We start from the raw sequence: 17,184 nt of genomic DNA, 5'->3' as shown, positions 1-17,184 counted from the left end.
GAAGGCTAGACGTCAGACCTCGACTCCGCTAGGTCTGATGCTTTTTGCCTGAATTAAATAACTTCAAGGAATGCCATGCATGTAATTAAACAAGCCTTCTACTTAAAACTCAGGCATTACATTATAATAGAAGGAATATGGATCCAATATTTTTTCTAAAAAATAAGATGTTTCCAGCCCTTTTTTTTCTATCACAGAGAAGACCACCGTCCCGTCTTCATCCAATGCGCTAATGCTGTACTCATCATCAGTCACTTCCAGTTTTATTTTGGCTATGGCTTCATCCTGCTTGATGCTTTGATAGCCAACGGTAAACTCATGGAGATAAAAAGAACCGCTCAAGGGCAATCCATCCTTAAATTCGCCGCGTTCCACCACTTTTTGATTGTTGCTATTTGTATTGGTATAGGTTACTTCCCCAGTCTTGTTCTCTGCATCCACTACGTTAAATTTGGCTTTTTCGTGTCCTTGCTCATCATATATGGCGGCATTTATCTGGTTTCCATCTATCATTATCTGTTGGGACAATTTATCCTCTGTCCACTTTTCTATTTTATAAAGAGTTCCCTCTTTGTAAAAAGATCTTTTTGTCGAGAGTGGCTTTTGATACGAAGCATAATACGAAATCACCAAACCATCCATCGGCTTGCCACCTTTATAAACAATCCTATTCCGCACAGCCCCCTCTTCGTTGTAATAAACACATTCCCCGTCCAATAATCCATCGGAATAGTTTTCCTCACTTTCAAGGCCTCCATTACGATTGTAGGTCGTGTGCTTACCATGACGGGATCCATTTACATAATTTGTACGCTCGATGACGATGGGTGCGCTACCCCCAGAGTGCAGTATTCGCTTTTCTTCTCCATGTTTTTCACCTGCTGCATAAGGGGTCAGCCTATACTCATACGCAGTTCCATCCTTTACCACTCCTTCCCAAGGCTCCGCATCTCTATAGGTGGCTTCTGCTAAAACTTCCCCATGTAAATCATAAAAATGGGCCTCTCCGTCATAATCTATCTCTTCTTCCAAGAAAATCAAATAATTACCATGACGATCTTTCTCACTATAATCCTCTCCATACCGTTTCTCATAGATCAGCCGGCCATCTTCATTATATTTTTTGATATACTGTACATCATCTCTGTCCCTAAAAAAAGTATACTCAGTACCGTGCCGATCGGGAAGATAGGTCATTTCCGCAAGTATATTTCCTTTTTCATCATAAACAGTAGTCGATTTTTCTTCATATCCGTTCGCATAAATGATATCCTCTCTTAACCCTCCACTTTTATAATAGTATTTATATCGTGCCTTCTTACCTTTACCATCATAAAAGGTTTCAGATTCCTTGATCATCTTATCCTTATTGCTGGAATAACTGTAGTAAGCATGTCTGGTGCGGATACCCTCCTGATAATCTTCCTCCATATACAATCTCCCCTTATAATTCAACTGGAATAAGGTTCCATTGTAAGGGACGTTATCTCCATACTTGTTAGGTTTATAAGTCAATTCACCGATAACCTCCCCTTTTTGATCATAAAAAACACTCTTATTCCCCTCTCTGCTTTCAAAATTGCTACCATCTTCATACAGACTACTTTTCTTGGTCAATTCTCCTTGGACATATGTAAACGCTTCATTTTTATTACTATCATAAAACGATCCCTCAAAAGGCTCCCCATCCTTATAAATTAGTTGGTGTGTTACTTGCCCCTCTTTATTATAAGAAATCGTTTTTGCCAGACCATCCTCCCCATAAACACTTCGTAGCTGTATTTCTCCATTTTCATAAAAATCTTCCCGCTCCACGAGACTTCCTTTACGGTATTGCTCCTTGTACAAGATTGTTGGTTTGTCATGAAAATAACTTTCACTGAACTTTATCAATATGCCTTCTACCGGCCCTCCAAGTGAAGAATACCAGCCTTGCCCCTCTCCTTCCGTGCTGGTCAACTCACCTAACGCTTTTCCATCCTCATCAAAATAAACTCTATGAATGGTATCATTTTCGACGGTAATCTTTTCACGAACCTCACCTGATGCATACCACACAGTACCCTCCTGAAGTGCCCCCTTATCATATACCATTGCGCTTTTTTGCTTGATAGGAGCGTAGTAGTAATTTATCTGTACACCATCGTAAACGGAAGGATCTTGAACATCATCCGCATTCATTTCTATCTCCCCCAGTGCATTTCCTTTTCCATCATAATAGGATACCCTCAGCAGATTCTTTTCATCACCTTTCTTAATTTGGGAATCTATAATCATCCCCTTTTCAGGCATTTCTAGAAACAACTTTTCGCGGACGGCTTTTCCATCCTGGTACTCTAGGAGACGATAGCACTGATAGTCTTGATTAAATGTGAGGATTAGTCCCTCGGAAACCTTGCCATTGGTATATTGAGCAGTGGCATAAGGTTCGCCATTATAATAATCAACAAACTCTCCATGGAGCACCCCTGTCTCATAGGTTGCTTTCTGCTTTAACTGACCGTTTTCATGATACCACTTCACCACCCCTTCAAAAACCTCTTCATCCTTTGACAGAGAAATGCCCTCCATCTGCATGGCACCAGAGATATAATAATCAACCAGCGAAAACCCATTTCCTTTCGGTTGAGGTGTAGGTCTGTAAAAAGCTGCGCTGTCCTTGGTCGTCTCCTCCCAATCCTGGTCAAACCAAGTGGTGTCCTGCTGGGCAATGACTTGTCCCAAGACAAAAAAAACCATGTGAAATACTACATAAGTTCTCATTATTCTTCTCATAAAGTTAATTTTCTATAACAAAGTATTTGAGATTTTTTCAAGACAAAAAAGGAAAGGGCCCAAAAAACCTAGATCGAGTATCCTACAAGGATTTCGACAATGTTCCGGTAACGTTAAAAGCTATTACAGACACACGCAAATCCATGATGACCAAAAACCACCTCAAAAACACCCCTTAAGTCACTTTTTTACCAGAATTTAAAAGTGAGGGCAACCCTCAAAACTATATAATATTCCCTGAACAAAAAAACCATAAAGATTTAAAGCGTGAAAAATGACCAATATCATGATCACACGGATAAAAGTGAATCCCCCCGATAATGGATATCACCTCTATCGGAGGGCAGTATCCTTTATTCCTCCACAGTAGCCTCAATATTGCTCACCGAGAAAGCGCCGAAATACCCCAGGGCAGTATCACCAAAATTTGAAATTGGGTTGGACGGAGCCACGCCTCCCCCGTCAATAACATCTACGAGCATACGATAATAGTCATAGGTAGATTTTTCCAAATGCCTTAATTCGACATAAACATCATCTCCTTCTTCAAGAGTATGAGGAAAATCATAATCTTGGGCATTTCCGTCCGTGTATTTGTCACTGTAAAGCCAAAAATTATCATCTTCGATCATCTCACCGTCAAAATCAAAGACATACACCTCTCCATTGATAAAGACATTGAAGCTATAGTAATCGCCCAAGCCTGGAGGATCTTCAAAATATGCTTTAAAATAATACCCTTCCTTATTTAGCAACGACTCTTCTTCAAACCGGAACCCCAGGGAATCAATAGCCACCTGCTCTTCTGGCATCCGGCTTTGAGCGGTATAAGTCTGACCTTCATGCTCTACGGTGAGGGTGTATGTCACCCCCCTTTGACCTTGGAGATCCGTAGTCTGATACAGCCCGTCCTCTGTTTCCACCAGCACTTCTGCATTTCCTTGATCATCGGAAATTTCCACGAAGGCACCACTAATGGGAGGAAACACATTGTCTTCATAAAAACCCACAGACTCGGTAATGGTCACCGTATATGGCCCGGGCTGGTCGGTAACGATTCCCTCTATCGCTATTCGGGCCTCCCCTTCATCCAGGTCTAGCTCGATCACATCCTCACACCCCATCAAGGTCACCGCCAAAAATAAGATTAGTCCACTATATTTTTTCATGATCATTTAAATCTAAAATTATAAGTTACGGATGGTAAAATACTGAAAAGGGCTATTTTCACCGCTTCGGTCTGGGTGGGGTCGTCCCTGTTTTCGCGAAATGAAATGGAATAAGCATTTTTTCGCGCATATACGTTGTAGATGGAAAAATTCAGGTCAGAGCTAAACTTCTTGGTTTCCTTAAGCTTCATCGTGGCACCGATGTCCAGCCTGTTATAATCTGGCATGCGATTATTATTTCGCTTTCCATACATATTGATGACCTCACCTTTCATTTCATACTTCCCAACAGGATAGGTCACCGCATTTCCAGAGCGGTAGACAAAAGAAGCAGACAGGTTCCATTTTTTGTTCAGTTGATAAATCCCTACCACTGAAAAATCATGTGGCCTGTCCCAACTGGCAGGATAAACTTCCCCGTAATCCACTCCGGCAAATTCCCGCTCTGTCTTAGAGATCGTGTAGCTGACCCAACCCGTCAGCCTCCCCGTGTTTTTTCGCAATAGAAACTCGGCTCCATAAGACCAGCCTTTTCCAAAAAGCAATTGTGACTCCACATTTTCATTGAAAACCAATTCAGCACCGGTACGGTAGTCAACTTGGTTTTGCATGTCCTTATAATATACCTCTAAGGACGTTTCATACATATTATCCTTAAAATTCCTGTAATATCCCATGGCAATCTGGTCAGCTATCTGCGGCTTGACATTATTGCTGCTGGGAATCCATAGGTCTATAGGAGTGCCAGAGGTAGAATTGGACACCAAGTGTAGGTACTGGCGGTTCCGTCCGTATGATGCCTTCAGCGAAGTTTCATCATTTAGCATATAGGTCAAGCCAAGACGTGGTTCCAGTCCTCCGTACGTTTCTACAATCTCCCCTTTATCATAATCCTTTGAACTTACTACATCGCCATCCTGATCATAGGTAAACACTTCCCCAGGCCCTACTTGAGCAAACCACGAATAGCGGAGACCGCCATTGACACTCAGTGAAGGCGAAACCTTCAGCTCCTCGGAGACATAGGCCGCGGCTTCCCAAGCATATTTATTCTGCAATGTCTGTGCATTGATGTAACTGTCGCCCTGAGGGGAGATTTTACCAGGCACGAAATTATGACGGATTAGTCCAGCCCCAAACTTCAACGTGTTATCAGGATTGATATAATATTCGAAATCTTCCTTCAAGCTAATGTCCCTGATCGAAGAAGTCACCTTAAATCCATCATTCTCCTCTTCCTCTCCAGCGATGTCCACCACATAATTATAATCACTGAACACGACAGTGGAGTTTAAAAACAAGCGATCATTGAACAGGTGGTTCCAGCGGACAGTACCGGTGGCATTTCCCCAGTCAAACCCAAACAGATCTGCGTAACCAAAATTATCCCTTCCAAAATATCCTGAAACGAACACCCGGTCTTTATCGCCAAACTTGTAATTCGCCTTGGCATTCAGGTCATAGAAGTACAGCGTGGATTTATTGATATCATCATCATTGGAAAGCTTCAAAAAAAGATCTACATAGGTCCTTCGGCCAGAAATGACAAATGACCCCTTGTCCTTCACTATCGGAGCCTCGATGGTAGCACGACTGGAAATCAACCCTATTCCGCCTTGTGCGGCAAATTTCTTGGTGTTACCCTCTTTCATTTTGATATCCAAGACAGAGGATGCCCTTCCGCCATATTCAGCAGGAATGTGGCCTTTGTAGATGGACAAGTCCTTGATCGCATCAGAATTGAATACAGAGAAAAAACCTAGCAAATGTGATGCATTGTACACAGGGGCCTCATCCAGCAATATCAGGTTTTGGTCTGCACTTCCCCCTCGCACAAAGAATCCTCCACTTCCTTCGTTGCCTTTGATCCCAGGGAGCAACTGTATGGTCTTTACAATATCTTTTTCCCCAAATACCACTGGAATGGATTCCACTTCCCGCATGTCCAGTTTATTGACGCTCATCTGGGTGGAGCGCACATTTTGATCTTCGGGCTCGGCACTTACCACCACTTCCTCTAGTTCGGCAGATCCAGGGACCAACTCCACATCAATAGTCTTATCTCCATCAAGGGTAATGGTTTTGGTCACTGATTCATAGCCGACAAAACTATAGGTCAAAGTATATTGTCCTTCTGGGATGGTCAAGGAATAAAACCCATATACATTACTGGTTCCTCCAGTGCTAAGTTCCTTTACAAATATCGTAGCCCCAATAAGCCCTTCCCCAGTGGATGCATCTTCCATTGTTCCTCGAATGGTGTGCTTGGTCTGTGCCCAAACGGCCATATTTCCTAGTCCCAGGCAGATGCCAAAAAGCAATATTTTTCTCAACAAACTCTTTTGTGAGCTTGTTCTCATGTTTTCCCTCATTTGGTTTGATTGATTACATTTTTTAAAAATTGATAACTAAATAATGTCCCAAGATGTTTAGATCTGAAAAACCAATTCTTCGATTTGGTGCTGCTCGCAAGACAAACACCTACAACTGTCAACAGCAAACGGGATTTTGCATTTAAGGTTAACCCATTTGTGTTATCAAACGGTTATTTCTTCACATATCTTGTTGGAATTTTGGAGTCTTTCTCCGTCCTTGATCTTAGGACACGCTGGGAAGCAATTACCCTGACCAAGGTAAAAACTTTTTTCAAATGGCAGGCAAGACCTTATGATATTTGTTTCGGTAGGCATTGGGTGTCAACCCGGTGATTTTCTTGAACACGGATCTGAAAGCTTTGGAATCGGTATAGCCCACATCAAACATAACCTCCGAAATATTCTTTCCAGACGATTCAAAGCTCCTCTTGGCAGCTTCAATTTTCACCCGCTGAAAATATGCTATCACCGTATTTCCTGTCATCTGCTTAAACCGTCGCTCAAAACTCCTTCTGCTCAACGCCACCATACGGGCCAGTTGATCTACCGTAATTTTTTCTCCATAATGCTGCTCGATGAATTCCTGTGCTTTCATGATTTCTAGATCGCCATGATCTTTTTGCCCATTAAAAATGGTAAAGGCACCTTGACTGTCCCTGTCTATGTCAATTGCAAAATACTTGGCAGCAAGTATGGCCGTATCGCGGTCAGTGTACTTTTCCAACAGGTACAAGAGTAAATTCCAATAGCTATTGGCACCGCCGCTGGAATAAATACCATTATCTTCCGTAATAACACCGCCATCAACCACCTCTACTTCAGGAAAGCTTCCTCTGAACTCATTGTAATAAGCCCAATGTGTGGAGCACTTTTTTCCTTCCAACAGCCCAGTGGCAGCCAGCAAAAAGGCACCTACACACAGCGAGGCTACCTCCGCTCCCTGTGCATGCTGTTTTAGAATCCACGGGATCAAGCCGACATTGGATGCTACCGACTCCTTCATATCCCCAAAAAGTGCCGGGATAATGATCAGGTCAGTGGCTTCCACTTCATCACACATCGCATCTGGAAAAACGGAAAAGACACCACCTCCTAGTTTTATCTCCTTGTACATACCGACAAGCCGTACATCAAAAAGCGGCTTCCTTCCTGCAGCCACTAAAAACTTATTGGCTACCGTAAACATATATCTCGGATCGGCGACAGCCTCCATAACAGAGGACTCCGGCACTAATATGGACACGCTTTTCATGCCACAAGATAACCAGATTATATGGCGAGATCAACCCCTATTTTTGCCGCCTTTCCCCTGATAAAAATGGCATAATAATACCGACCTTTATACCCTGCTGCTTGATCAAAATCAAACCTCCTAACCCTTCCCATGAGCAGAGTCATCACATACCTCACCTTTAACGGCAACTGCCAAGAAGCCATGCGCTTTTATCAAGGCTGCCTGGGCGGAACCTTGGAATTCCAAACCGTAGGAGAATCTCCTTTATCAACAAACCTTCCTCCAGCCTTCAAAAAGTATATTCTTCACGCCTCCCTGAAACATAGACAGACCATACTTATCGGAACAGATATGGTAGGTGAAAAAGGGCTGAAAAAAGGAAATTCGGTTTCGATGATGATCGATTGTGATAGCGAAAATGAAATCCGAGCCTATTTATCCAATCTGCTGGAAGGAGGCAAACTCATTGCCCCTCTCGAAGAAAATTATTGGGGAACCATATTTGGTGAAGTTCAGGATAAATTTGGAAATTACTGGCTACTAAGGTATCAATCTTAACATACGGCTAAAACTGTGAAGGCTGAATGTGTTAATTTACCATGGGGGTTACCCATGGCTCTGGAGGTGTCGCCCTTATGGGGCTAGGCCATGAGTGTACTTCATACCAAATACCATGTGTTCATTGGGGGTGCCCAAGACAGGGAATCGGTATCCCCCGTAAAGATAATTCTATCCCCTCCAAAACATTACTTGATCCAGTACCATCCAAAAAACTCCCTGAAATTTAAAAAGCGGGATATCGTAACATCCCGCTTTTTTACCTTCAAAAATCTTTTCCATTTAAAAAAACCTACTGTATGGCGAACAGTACTCAATGGCATAATCCTTTTTATCTGGCTACATCACAAAAATCATCACCACTATGATTAACCAAGCGATGGTAGAGCCCGCCAGAAAAATCTTGAATTTCCTATCGTTGCTCATTTCGTTTTTCTTTTAAGCTACAGAATTTTAACCTAAAAAACAAGAAAAAAACAACGTAAAACATTTAAAACCAGGCAAATACAACAAAAAACATCAAAAATCAATCTCATCCATGTCGCTGATCAGTTCATGATAGTGCTTTTGGTTTTTGGTCATATTTGAGGTATCCCATGAAATTTTTTTCGTTCGGGCATACTTTCTAACGGGGCAATTGCTCACCATACAATAGTGGCAACACTTCTCAGGAATACAGGGATCAGCATGTACAAACACCTCTACATGTCCAGAGAGCCCATTTTCCAATACACTTTCCATTCCCTCCACTTCATCATGCACCTTGGTCAGTTCAAAATAATAGGGCAAGGTAAGGTGAAGATCAATATGCTTATCTGCACCATACTGCTGAACCCTCATGTTATGAATGTCTATCCAGTTGTTTTTACGGTGCTTGTTGAGCAATTTGATCACTGTACTCATCGATGCAGGATTACGCTCATCCATCAGTCCTGCCACAGATCTACGCACCAGCCGATAGCCGTTAAAAATGATATACAGGGCAAACATGATAGAAAGGATCCCATCCAAGACCACTATTCCTGTCCAATAAATGATCCCTACACCCAAAATCAGCACAAAGCTACTATAGGCATCTGTCAAAATATGCCGTCCATCTGCCTCAAGTGTCAAGCTATCATATGCTTTACCTTTACCGATCAGCAAGTACCCCAAGGTGCCGTTTGCAAGCCCAGATATCCCTATCAGCGCCATGCCGAAGGGCAAAGAAGTCAGTTCTGGAGGAAAGATAAAACCAACAATAGCCTGATAAATGATAAACATCCCGGCCAACATGATCAGCACCCCTTCAATGCCAGCACTGAAAAACTCTACCTTTCCATGCCCATAGGGATGGTTTTGGTCGCGTGGCAAAGAACTGAGGTGAATGCTATAAAATGCAAACCCCGAAGCGACCACGTTGACGATGCTTTCCAGGGCATCTGTCAGGATGGCATTGGAACCCGTGAGGTAGTAGGTATAAAACTTCAGTATAAGCAGCATTATACTGAGCACAAAAGAAGCGATTATCCAATGCTTTTTGGGATTTTTCACGAAAATGACATTAACGCCTTAAAGGATTATAATATGGAATGCACCTGCTCAGGAGGCCTGCCAATAACAGCCTTGCCATCCTTGATTACGATGGGTCGTTCGATCAGCTTAGGATTTTGCACCATCACTTTTATGAGCTCTTCCTCCGAAAAGTCCATTCCCTTAAAATTCTCCTTCCATACCTTTTCATTCTTCCTGACCAAATCCTCTGCATTGATACCAAGAATGGTAAGGATATCTTTCAACTCTCCCTCTGAAGGTACATCTTCAAGGTATTTGATCACTTTGATGTCATCATCGGACACTTTTTCCTGAATCAATTTCAGGGTATCCCTACTCTTCCCGCATCTTGGATTATGATAAATCGTAACCTTACTCATAGTGCTATTTGGATTTAGTTCTTTTATGGAAAATGCTTATTTCCCTTAATATCAGCTTCATTTACTGGAATATGCCATTTCATATAACGTAAAGTGCCTCAAAATTAGCCAATATGTCCCTAAAATAAAACCATATTTGCTGAGGGACCTCTCCAAAGCATATCTGGCCCCAAAGGAAATATGCATGTCAAAAGGTAAACAAAAACATGTTCTGATGGATAACAAAATCACCTTTATTGTATTTTTTACTTGTCAAAGCTGACAGTTTTCAACTGTTTTTTTACAGTTATGCTTACCTTTACGGCATAACATATGGCTATGATTTCCAATACGAGACAACTAAAGCTACTACTTTCTGTAACAATATTTTGCTTTTTATTGATTTCCTGTGACTCTAGGGAGGACAAAAAGGGGAGATTCCTGCTAAAGGGAAACAATAAGATGATGGAAAATGACTACGAAGGAGCTGTAGCGTTATATAATGAAGCGCTGGACTTGGATGAAAACTTTGCAGACGCCTACTTCAATCGCGGACTGGCATTTTATAACATGGCGGACTACCAACGCGCCATTAGTGATTTCAGCAAGGCCATCTCCATCAATGCTGAATTTGCCGATGCCTACTACCACCGTGGCATTGCCAATTTTGACAATGGTGCCAATTATAATGCACTATCCAATGCAGACAGGCTCATCTCTATCGCTCCGGAAGATTACAGGGGCTATTTTCTTCGTGGTTTAGTTCAAGAAACGCTCGGTGATTATGAAAAGGCCCTTCAGGCATTCGACCAGGCCATTAATCAGGATAGCACCATTGCAGATCTTTATGTAAACAAGGCCACAATACATTATTATCAGGAAAACTATAAATCAGCCGAGTCAAACCTCAATATTGCTGAAAATCTTCACCCAAAAGAGGCTAACATCTATAATTTGAGATCACTCCTTGCTTTCGAAAAGGACTCTATAGCTGATGCGCTAAAGTGGGTAAACAAGGCCATTGACCTCAACTCTGGCCAAGCTTACTTCTATAATAACAGGGGACTTTATTACCTTTTTGATGGGCAAATGGAATCAGGTATTGAAGACATTAATTTCAGCTTAAGACAAAACAGCAAAAACCTTTTTGCTTTAAGAAACAAAGGCATTTACTATTACCTATCCGGCCAAAAACCACTGTCCATCAAGTACCTGAAAGAGGTCTATTCAAAAGATCCCTCCATCAAACTGACCAAAAAATACTTGGAACTGGCTCAGGAAATGTGAGTCAGCACCAATTCGTGTATATTTCGCTGCAGATCAACCGCATTGATTGGTTTGGACACGAATCGGTCAATATACGCAAGATCATGTGTGTCACAATATTCACGCTTTGAAGAGGCCGTGAGTGCTATTATCGGAACGGCACACTCTCCTTTAATGTGCTTTGCCGCCTCACATCCATTCATGACAGGCATTTGGATATCCATCAATATGACATCATATTTCTTCTTTCCAGCAAAATCCACCGCCTCTTTTCCATCACACACCCGATCACATACTACACCCCATCGTTTGATGATTTTCATGATCACAATTGCATTCACATCATTATCTTCAGCCAACAGCACCTTCAACCCACTGGGCAGTCTAAAGGCATTTTTTGTTGGCTCGGTCCTGACTAAAGAAATACCCGTAGCGGACACTACCTTTCCAAAGGTCAGCTCAAAGAAAAAAGTGCTTCCTTTGCCTTCCTCAGACTCCACCTGGATTTCACTCCCCATCAGTTCCAGCAGCTTCTTCGTAATCGGCATCCCCAGTCCAGTGCCACCATATCTGACATCAAAGCTCTGGTTGATTTGCTCAAACTCATTGAATACCTTTCTTAGGTTTTCACGGGCGATGCCTATACCGGTATCTTTTACTTCAAAATACACCCTCACCTCCTCTTCACTGTCTTCTGCAAGGGTGACCGTTACATCCACTCGCCCTTGGTCGGTGAATTTTAGGCCATTTGAAATCAAATTGTTTAAAATCTGGGCCAATCTTAACTTATCCCCCACTACCCCGATATCCAAGTGATCGGAAGCGATTAAGTTTAAGGTATTCTTGGACTCATGGGCCTGATACATCAGCCCTCCTATAACTTGGCAGAGAAGCTCTCGTAGATTAAATGGCTGATAATCAATACGTATCTTTCCAGCTTCGGTTTTCTGAAAATCCAAGAGATCATTGACCATGATGATCAAACTGTCAGTTGCAAAACTGATATTGTTCAGCAGCTGCTTTTGGCCGGCATCATATCCCTCTTCAAAAAGTGAAAACACCGATCCTGAAATGGCATTCAAGGGGGTGCGGATTTCATGGATAATCGTCGATATAAATTCCGATTTCACCTTGCTGGAGGTCTCAGCATCGTACTTGGCTTTTTCCAGCGCTATTTCCCTTTGTTTCATGGCGGAAATATCCACCAAAGCCCCGTACCAGTAAAGGTTTTCGCCTTCCTCTTCTGGAACAGCCCTCCCCAAGACCCAAAGCGGATCACTGTTTTCCTTAACCGATATTCTAAAAATACACTCCCAATGCCCTTTTACCCGCGCACTGTGAACCATTGATTTCAAGACTCTTCCCACATCCAAGGGATGGACCTTGCTCAGCAAAAAATCCAAACTGGTAGCCTCATTTCCATAAGTCTCCAGCTTAAACATCTTTTTTATCTTATCACTTAAATAGGAAAAACACATTTTCCCATCATCATCCAATACCATTTGGAAATTGGCACACGGCACCTTATCGTTAAGTAATTTAAAAAATGGTGCTTTTCCCTTTGATAAATATCCGCCACTCCCCTCATTATCATAAGTACTGGAGACTTTCACTTGGGTGCCTTTATGGAATAACAAAACACCTTCCTCTTCCATTGCTTCCAGAAAGAACGAAAAATACTGGTTTTCCACGTTTATAATAAACTCCTCATGGATGGAAATCGCACCTCCATCTATTTCCATCCCTCCCAAGGACAATTCCGTAAGCTTCTCACCAATATGCTCATAAAAGGCCTTGTTACCATAAATGATTTTATGGGGCTCCATATTTTCCACAACAAAAACGATATCCGTGGATTGGTTTACAATAGTCTTAAAAATATCTTTCAATGGTCGTCTTTTTTGTTTTTACTGATCCATGTTTTAAAATTGATTAAATTTTGTAAAAAACCAAAATTTAAACACCAAATACTTATTTTATTGTACTATTTATATAATCAGTTTAAAAACAACCCAAACCTAAGAAACCAAAACTGTTCCTTATCATATGATTTTGATATTGTGGTCAAATAATAGCCTATTCCATATTCTATCTTTTTCATTTTCATCGTGTACCTCCCAATATTTACCTGAAGCCTATTATCATAAAAAAAAGCATTTCGGACCTCCTTACTCCTTAAATCCATTAGTAGTTCATATTCTCCAAGAAGGTACCATTCACTTGGGTCAAGGTTCTTGCCCTGAAGTGGAAGCTCATAAGAAAATTTAGTTCTAAGCCGCACTCGATTTCCACTTTCCATAAAGCGCTCTTCAAGTTTGATTTGCTGAGCAAGTCTTGTCCTCCCTTTTAATAGTTGCGAAAAAGTCACCTGCTGGAACAATCGGTTTTCCCTGTCATAGCCCCCACCAAACTCCTGCTCTCCTCCAATAAGGTACCCCATCCCATAGGAAAAAAAGGGAGAATGGCTTTTGGCTACCGCCAAGGTAAACCGGATTACATCCATAGCAGGAGCACTTTTACCTAGTCTCTCGTCATTTTGACCATCCTTTGCCCAGAATATCCTGGTATATAACTTCCCATTTGCCTTCCATCCTCTTGGTAATGGATAAGTAAATGACGTCCCGATCTGGGTACCATAATAACCGCTTTTATTTCCTTGGGCAAAAGTGCTTTGCAATACAATCATTAAAAAAAACAATGTGAAAAAATTCCTCATACCATAGGACTAAAAAATGATATTATCCATATTATGAATGGCTGCACTTTCCATTTTCAGGTATTGACCATTTTGATCAAAAGTCACTTCATATAGCTTAGCCGTCCCATTTCCTACATCACCAGAAACCTGCACCATATACCTCACAACACAAAAAGACATGTCCTTCCCCTCAGTAAAGGCTTCAATGACCGTATCTATTTCCAATCCATCTCCTTTTGGCAAAAACTGCTTTTTGACCTTTAGCAGCTTAAATCGTTTGAAGGTGTCATCAAAGTAATCTTTAATTGCTGACAGGCTTTCATCAGGCGTGATTTCCTTTTGTCCGATGGTCACTTCCACCCTTTGGAGCAAACCCAACGAATCAAAAAGCACCGCATACTGCTCCCCTTTTAGTTTAAACTTTGCCTCATAAACTGATTCACCCACACTATCTTTCTTATAATACTTGTACTTTTCCACATTTGATATGTCCCCGAGAAGCTTTAAGGCGTCGTCCGGAAAATCATCTTCCGATATACCAATCTCCGTTTGGTCTTTATTGGGAATGGTATCTGTTGCCTCCTGCCCATATACAGTCAAGGACAAACTCCACAAAATCATTATTATTAAGCACTTATTATCCATAAAAAATCCTTTTCTCCACTAAATATAAAAAAAAGAGGCTTAATGAATTCATCATCAAGCCTCTTTATTGCCAAAACTGTTAAATTCTAACCGTTATGCATTTTTCTTTTGCTCTTCTTTGATCAGGTTTAGGGCAGAACCTGCCTTGAACCATTTTATTTGAGCCTCATTATAGCTATGGTTAGCCACGATGGTATCTTTGGTCCCATCTGCATGGACAAATTCCAAAGTCAATGGCTTATCTGGAGCAAATTGATCCAGATCAAGGAAGTTAATGGTATCATCTTCCTGTACTTTATCATAATCAGCCTCGTTATCAAAAGTAAGGGCCAACATTCCCTGCTTCTTCAAGTTGGTCTCATGGATCCTGGCAAATGACTTCACCAGCACAGCTTTCACGCCCAAATGTCTCGGCTCCATGGCTGCATGCTCTCTGGAAGAACCCTCACCGTAGTTATGGTCACCTACCACGATGGTAGGAATCCCTTCAGCCTTATAAGCACGCTGGGTAGCAGGTACCGGACCGTACTCACCAGTCAATTGGCTTTTTACAGAATTGGTTTCTTCATTAAAGGCATTGACAGCACCGATCAGACAGTTGTCAGAGATATTGTCCAAGTGACCTCTAAACCTCAACCATGGACCTGCCATAGAGATGTGGTCGGTAGTACACTTGCCAAATGCTTTGATCAATAGCTTGGCTCCAGTGATATTTTTTCCGTCCCACGGATCGAATGGCGTCAATAGCTGAAGACGCTTGGAGTCTGGATTTACTTTCACTTCTATACCACTACCATCTTCTGCAGGCGCCTGATAACCATTATCCTCCACAGCAAATCCATTTGCAGGAAGCTCTTCACCCTTTGGAGGATCCAGTTTTACCTCTTCCCCATTCGCATTGGTAAGTGTATCTGTGAGCGGATTAAAGCCCAAGTCACCAGAAATGGCAATCGCAGCCACCATCTCAGGAGACGTTACAAAAGCGTGCGTATTTGGGTTACCATCTGCTCGCTTGGAGAAATTTCTGTTAAAGGAGTGAACGATAGTGTTCTTTTCCTGCTTATCGGCACCCGTTCTAGCCCATTGGCCAATACAAGGTCCACAAGCGTTGGTAAAGATGGTGGCGTCAAGATCTTCAAATATCTGCAATAGGCCATCTCTGTCAGCCGTAAACCTTACTTGCTCAGATCCTGGGTTGATACCAAAATCCGCTTTGGTTTTAAGTTTTTTGTCCACCGCCTGCTGGGCAATGGAAGATGCCCTGGACAAGTCCTCATAAGAGGAGTTGGTACATGAACCGATCAAGCCCCACTCCACTTTTGTAGGCCAGCCGTTTTTCTCCGCCTCAGCCCTGATCTGGGATACAGGAGTAGCTCTGTCCGGCGTAAATGGCCCGTTGATATGTGGTTCCAAGGTAGAAAGGTCAATTTCTATCACTTCGTCAAAATATTGCTCAGGATTGGCATATACTTCATCATCACCCGTCAAGTGCTCTTTCACATCGTTGGCAAGATCGGCCACATCAGAACGGCCTGTGGACCTCAGGTAACGCTCCATGGATTCGTCATAACCAAAAGTGGAGGTCGTTGCCCCAATTTCAGCTCCCATGTTACAGATTGTTCCTTTACCGGTGGCTGAAAGGGATCGCGCTCCTTCTCCAAAATATTCTACGATACTGCCGGTACCACCTTTTACGGTCAATATACCAGCTACTTTCAAGATCACGTCTTTGGCCGATGTCCAGCCGTTCATCTTTCCGGTCAACTTCACGCCGATCAATTTAGGAAACTTAAGCTCCCATGGCATTCCCGCCATCACATCCACAGCATCGGCACCGCCTACACCTATCGCTACCATGCCAAGTCCACCGGCATTGACGGTATGGGAATCCGTACCGATCATCATTCCGCCTGGAAAAGCGTAGTTTTCCAAAACCACTTGGTGAATGATACCAGCTCCTGGCTTCCAGAAACCTATACCGTATTTATTGGACACAGATTCCAAAAAGTTAAACACTTCTCCACTAGCGGTAAGGGAGCTCCTCAAATCCTCCTCGGCACCTTTTTGTGCCAGGATTAAGTGATCACAGTGCGCCGTTGAAGGTACAGCTACCTTCTCTTTTCCCGCTTGCATAAACTGCAAAAGTGCCATCTGTGCAGTTGCATCCTGCATCGCCACTCTATCTGGAGCAAAATCCACGTATGACTTTCCTCTCACAAAGGCTTGCGTAGCATCCCCATCCCACAAATGAGCGTAAAGTATTTTTTCTGCTAAAGTCAGTGGCTTGCCCACTGTCTTTCTGGCAGCTGCGATACGCTCAGGATACTTCGCATATACTGCCTTGATCATTTCTATATCAAATGCCATTTGAAATGAATTATTTTTAGTGATAACTTGATTTCATTTAAATCGTTGGCAAAGATACATTTTTAGGCGAAAAATAGAAGCATAACCTAAGTAATGTTACTTATTTATAAGGGTTTAAAATAACCCTCAGAAGGGTGCATAGGTGGATTTCACCATGCTAACGGATTAAAAACCAGCGAAAGTTTGCCAACCGCTTGGTAATCGA

The 17,184-nt window shown here is 42.3% G+C and carries 12 protein-coding genes; 2 read left to right on the top strand and 10 right to left on the bottom strand.

The features are described from left to right. Positions 1–102 precede the first annotated feature (102 nt). From FDP09_RS11720 to FDP09_RS11705, 4 genes are all read right to left on the bottom strand, one after another. Entirely contained in the window at positions 103–2,763 is a 2,661-nt protein-coding gene (locus FDP09_RS11720) for a toxin-antitoxin system YwqK family antitoxin (protein ID WP_187328847.1), read from the bottom strand. Positions 2,764–3,128: 365 nt separating this feature from the next. Continuing rightward, positions 3,129–3,944 carry a DUF4249 domain-containing protein gene (locus FDP09_RS11715; RefSeq protein WP_229683424.1) on the bottom strand — a complete coding sequence of 272 codons (816 nt, stop codon included), beginning with the start codon at positions 3,942–3,944 and terminating at the stop codon, positions 3,129–3,131. A gap of 2 nt (positions 3,945–3,946) precedes the next feature. After that, positions 3,947–6,304, bottom strand: a complete 2,358-nt coding sequence (locus FDP09_RS11710; protein ID WP_229683425.1) for a TonB-dependent receptor — start codon at positions 6,302–6,304, stop codon at positions 3,947–3,949. Between the two features lie 286 nt (positions 6,305–6,590). Further along, positions 6,591–7,571, bottom strand: a complete 981-nt coding sequence (locus FDP09_RS11705) for a GlxA family transcriptional regulator (protein ID WP_137402840.1) — start codon at positions 7,569–7,571, stop codon at positions 6,591–6,593. 132 nt (positions 7,572–7,703) lie between these two features. Here FDP09_RS11705 and FDP09_RS11700 point away from each other — a divergent pair, with 132 nt between their 5' ends. Further along, positions 7,704–8,111, top strand: a complete 408-nt coding sequence (locus tag FDP09_RS11700; protein WP_137402839.1) for a VOC family protein — start codon at positions 7,704–7,706, stop codon at positions 8,109–8,111. Between the two features lie 519 nt (positions 8,112–8,630). Here the strand turns inward: FDP09_RS11700 and FDP09_RS11695 are convergent. Next, a complete protein-coding gene (locus tag FDP09_RS11695; protein ID WP_137402838.1) occupies positions 8,631–9,644 on the bottom strand; it encodes a cation diffusion facilitator family transporter in 1,014 nt (337 codons plus the stop codon). Between the two features lie 26 nt (positions 9,645–9,670). Further along, positions 9,671–10,024 carry an arsenate reductase (glutaredoxin) gene (gene arsC / locus FDP09_RS11690; RefSeq protein WP_137402837.1) on the bottom strand — a complete coding sequence of 118 codons (354 nt, stop codon included), beginning with the start codon at positions 10,022–10,024 and terminating at the stop codon, positions 9,671–9,673. Positions 10,025–10,342: 318 nt separating this feature from the next. Here arsC and FDP09_RS11685 point away from each other — a divergent pair, with 318 nt between their 5' ends. Continuing rightward, complete coding sequence (locus tag FDP09_RS11685) at positions 10,343–11,290, top strand: tetratricopeptide repeat protein (protein ID WP_137402836.1); 948 nt, start codon at positions 10,343–10,345, stop codon at positions 11,288–11,290. On the opposite strand, the gene FDP09_RS11680 is transcribed toward FDP09_RS11685, so the two are convergent. The 4 genes from FDP09_RS11680 to FDP09_RS11665 all read right to left on the bottom strand — a co-directional run bounded on the left by FDP09_RS11680 (position 11,278) and on the right by FDP09_RS11665 (position 16,979). Continuing rightward, the gene (locus FDP09_RS11680) at positions 11,278–13,158 is read right to left on the bottom strand and encodes an ATP-binding protein (protein ID WP_229683426.1); all 1,881 of its coding nucleotides are present in this window, start codon (positions 13,156–13,158) and stop codon (positions 11,278–11,280) included. The two genes, FDP09_RS11685 and FDP09_RS11680, sit on opposite strands and share 13 nt — an antisense overlap. 107 nt (positions 13,159–13,265) lie before the next feature. Next, positions 13,266–13,955, bottom strand: a complete 690-nt coding sequence (locus tag FDP09_RS11675) for a DUF2490 domain-containing protein (RefSeq protein WP_229683427.1) — start codon at positions 13,953–13,955, stop codon at positions 13,266–13,268. A 39-nt stretch (positions 13,956–13,994) separates the two neighbouring features. Next, positions 13,995–14,588, bottom strand: coding sequence for a hypothetical protein (locus FDP09_RS11670; RefSeq protein WP_137402834.1), 594 nt, complete (start codon positions 14,586–14,588; stop codon positions 13,995–13,997). A 117-nt stretch (positions 14,589–14,705) separates the two neighbouring features. Next, positions 14,706–16,979, bottom strand: coding sequence for an aconitate hydratase (locus FDP09_RS11665; protein ID WP_137402833.1), 2,274 nt, complete (start codon positions 16,977–16,979; stop codon positions 14,706–14,708). Positions 16,980–17,184 lie beyond the last annotated feature (205 nt).

Source organism: Echinicola rosea (genome assembly GCF_005281475.1).
GTDB classification, from domain to species: Bacteria; Bacteroidota; Bacteroidia; order Cytophagales; family Cyclobacteriaceae; genus Echinicola; species Echinicola rosea.
Note: the sequence above shows the minus strand (reverse complement) of the source record. Positions and strands in the feature narration are given on the sequence as shown.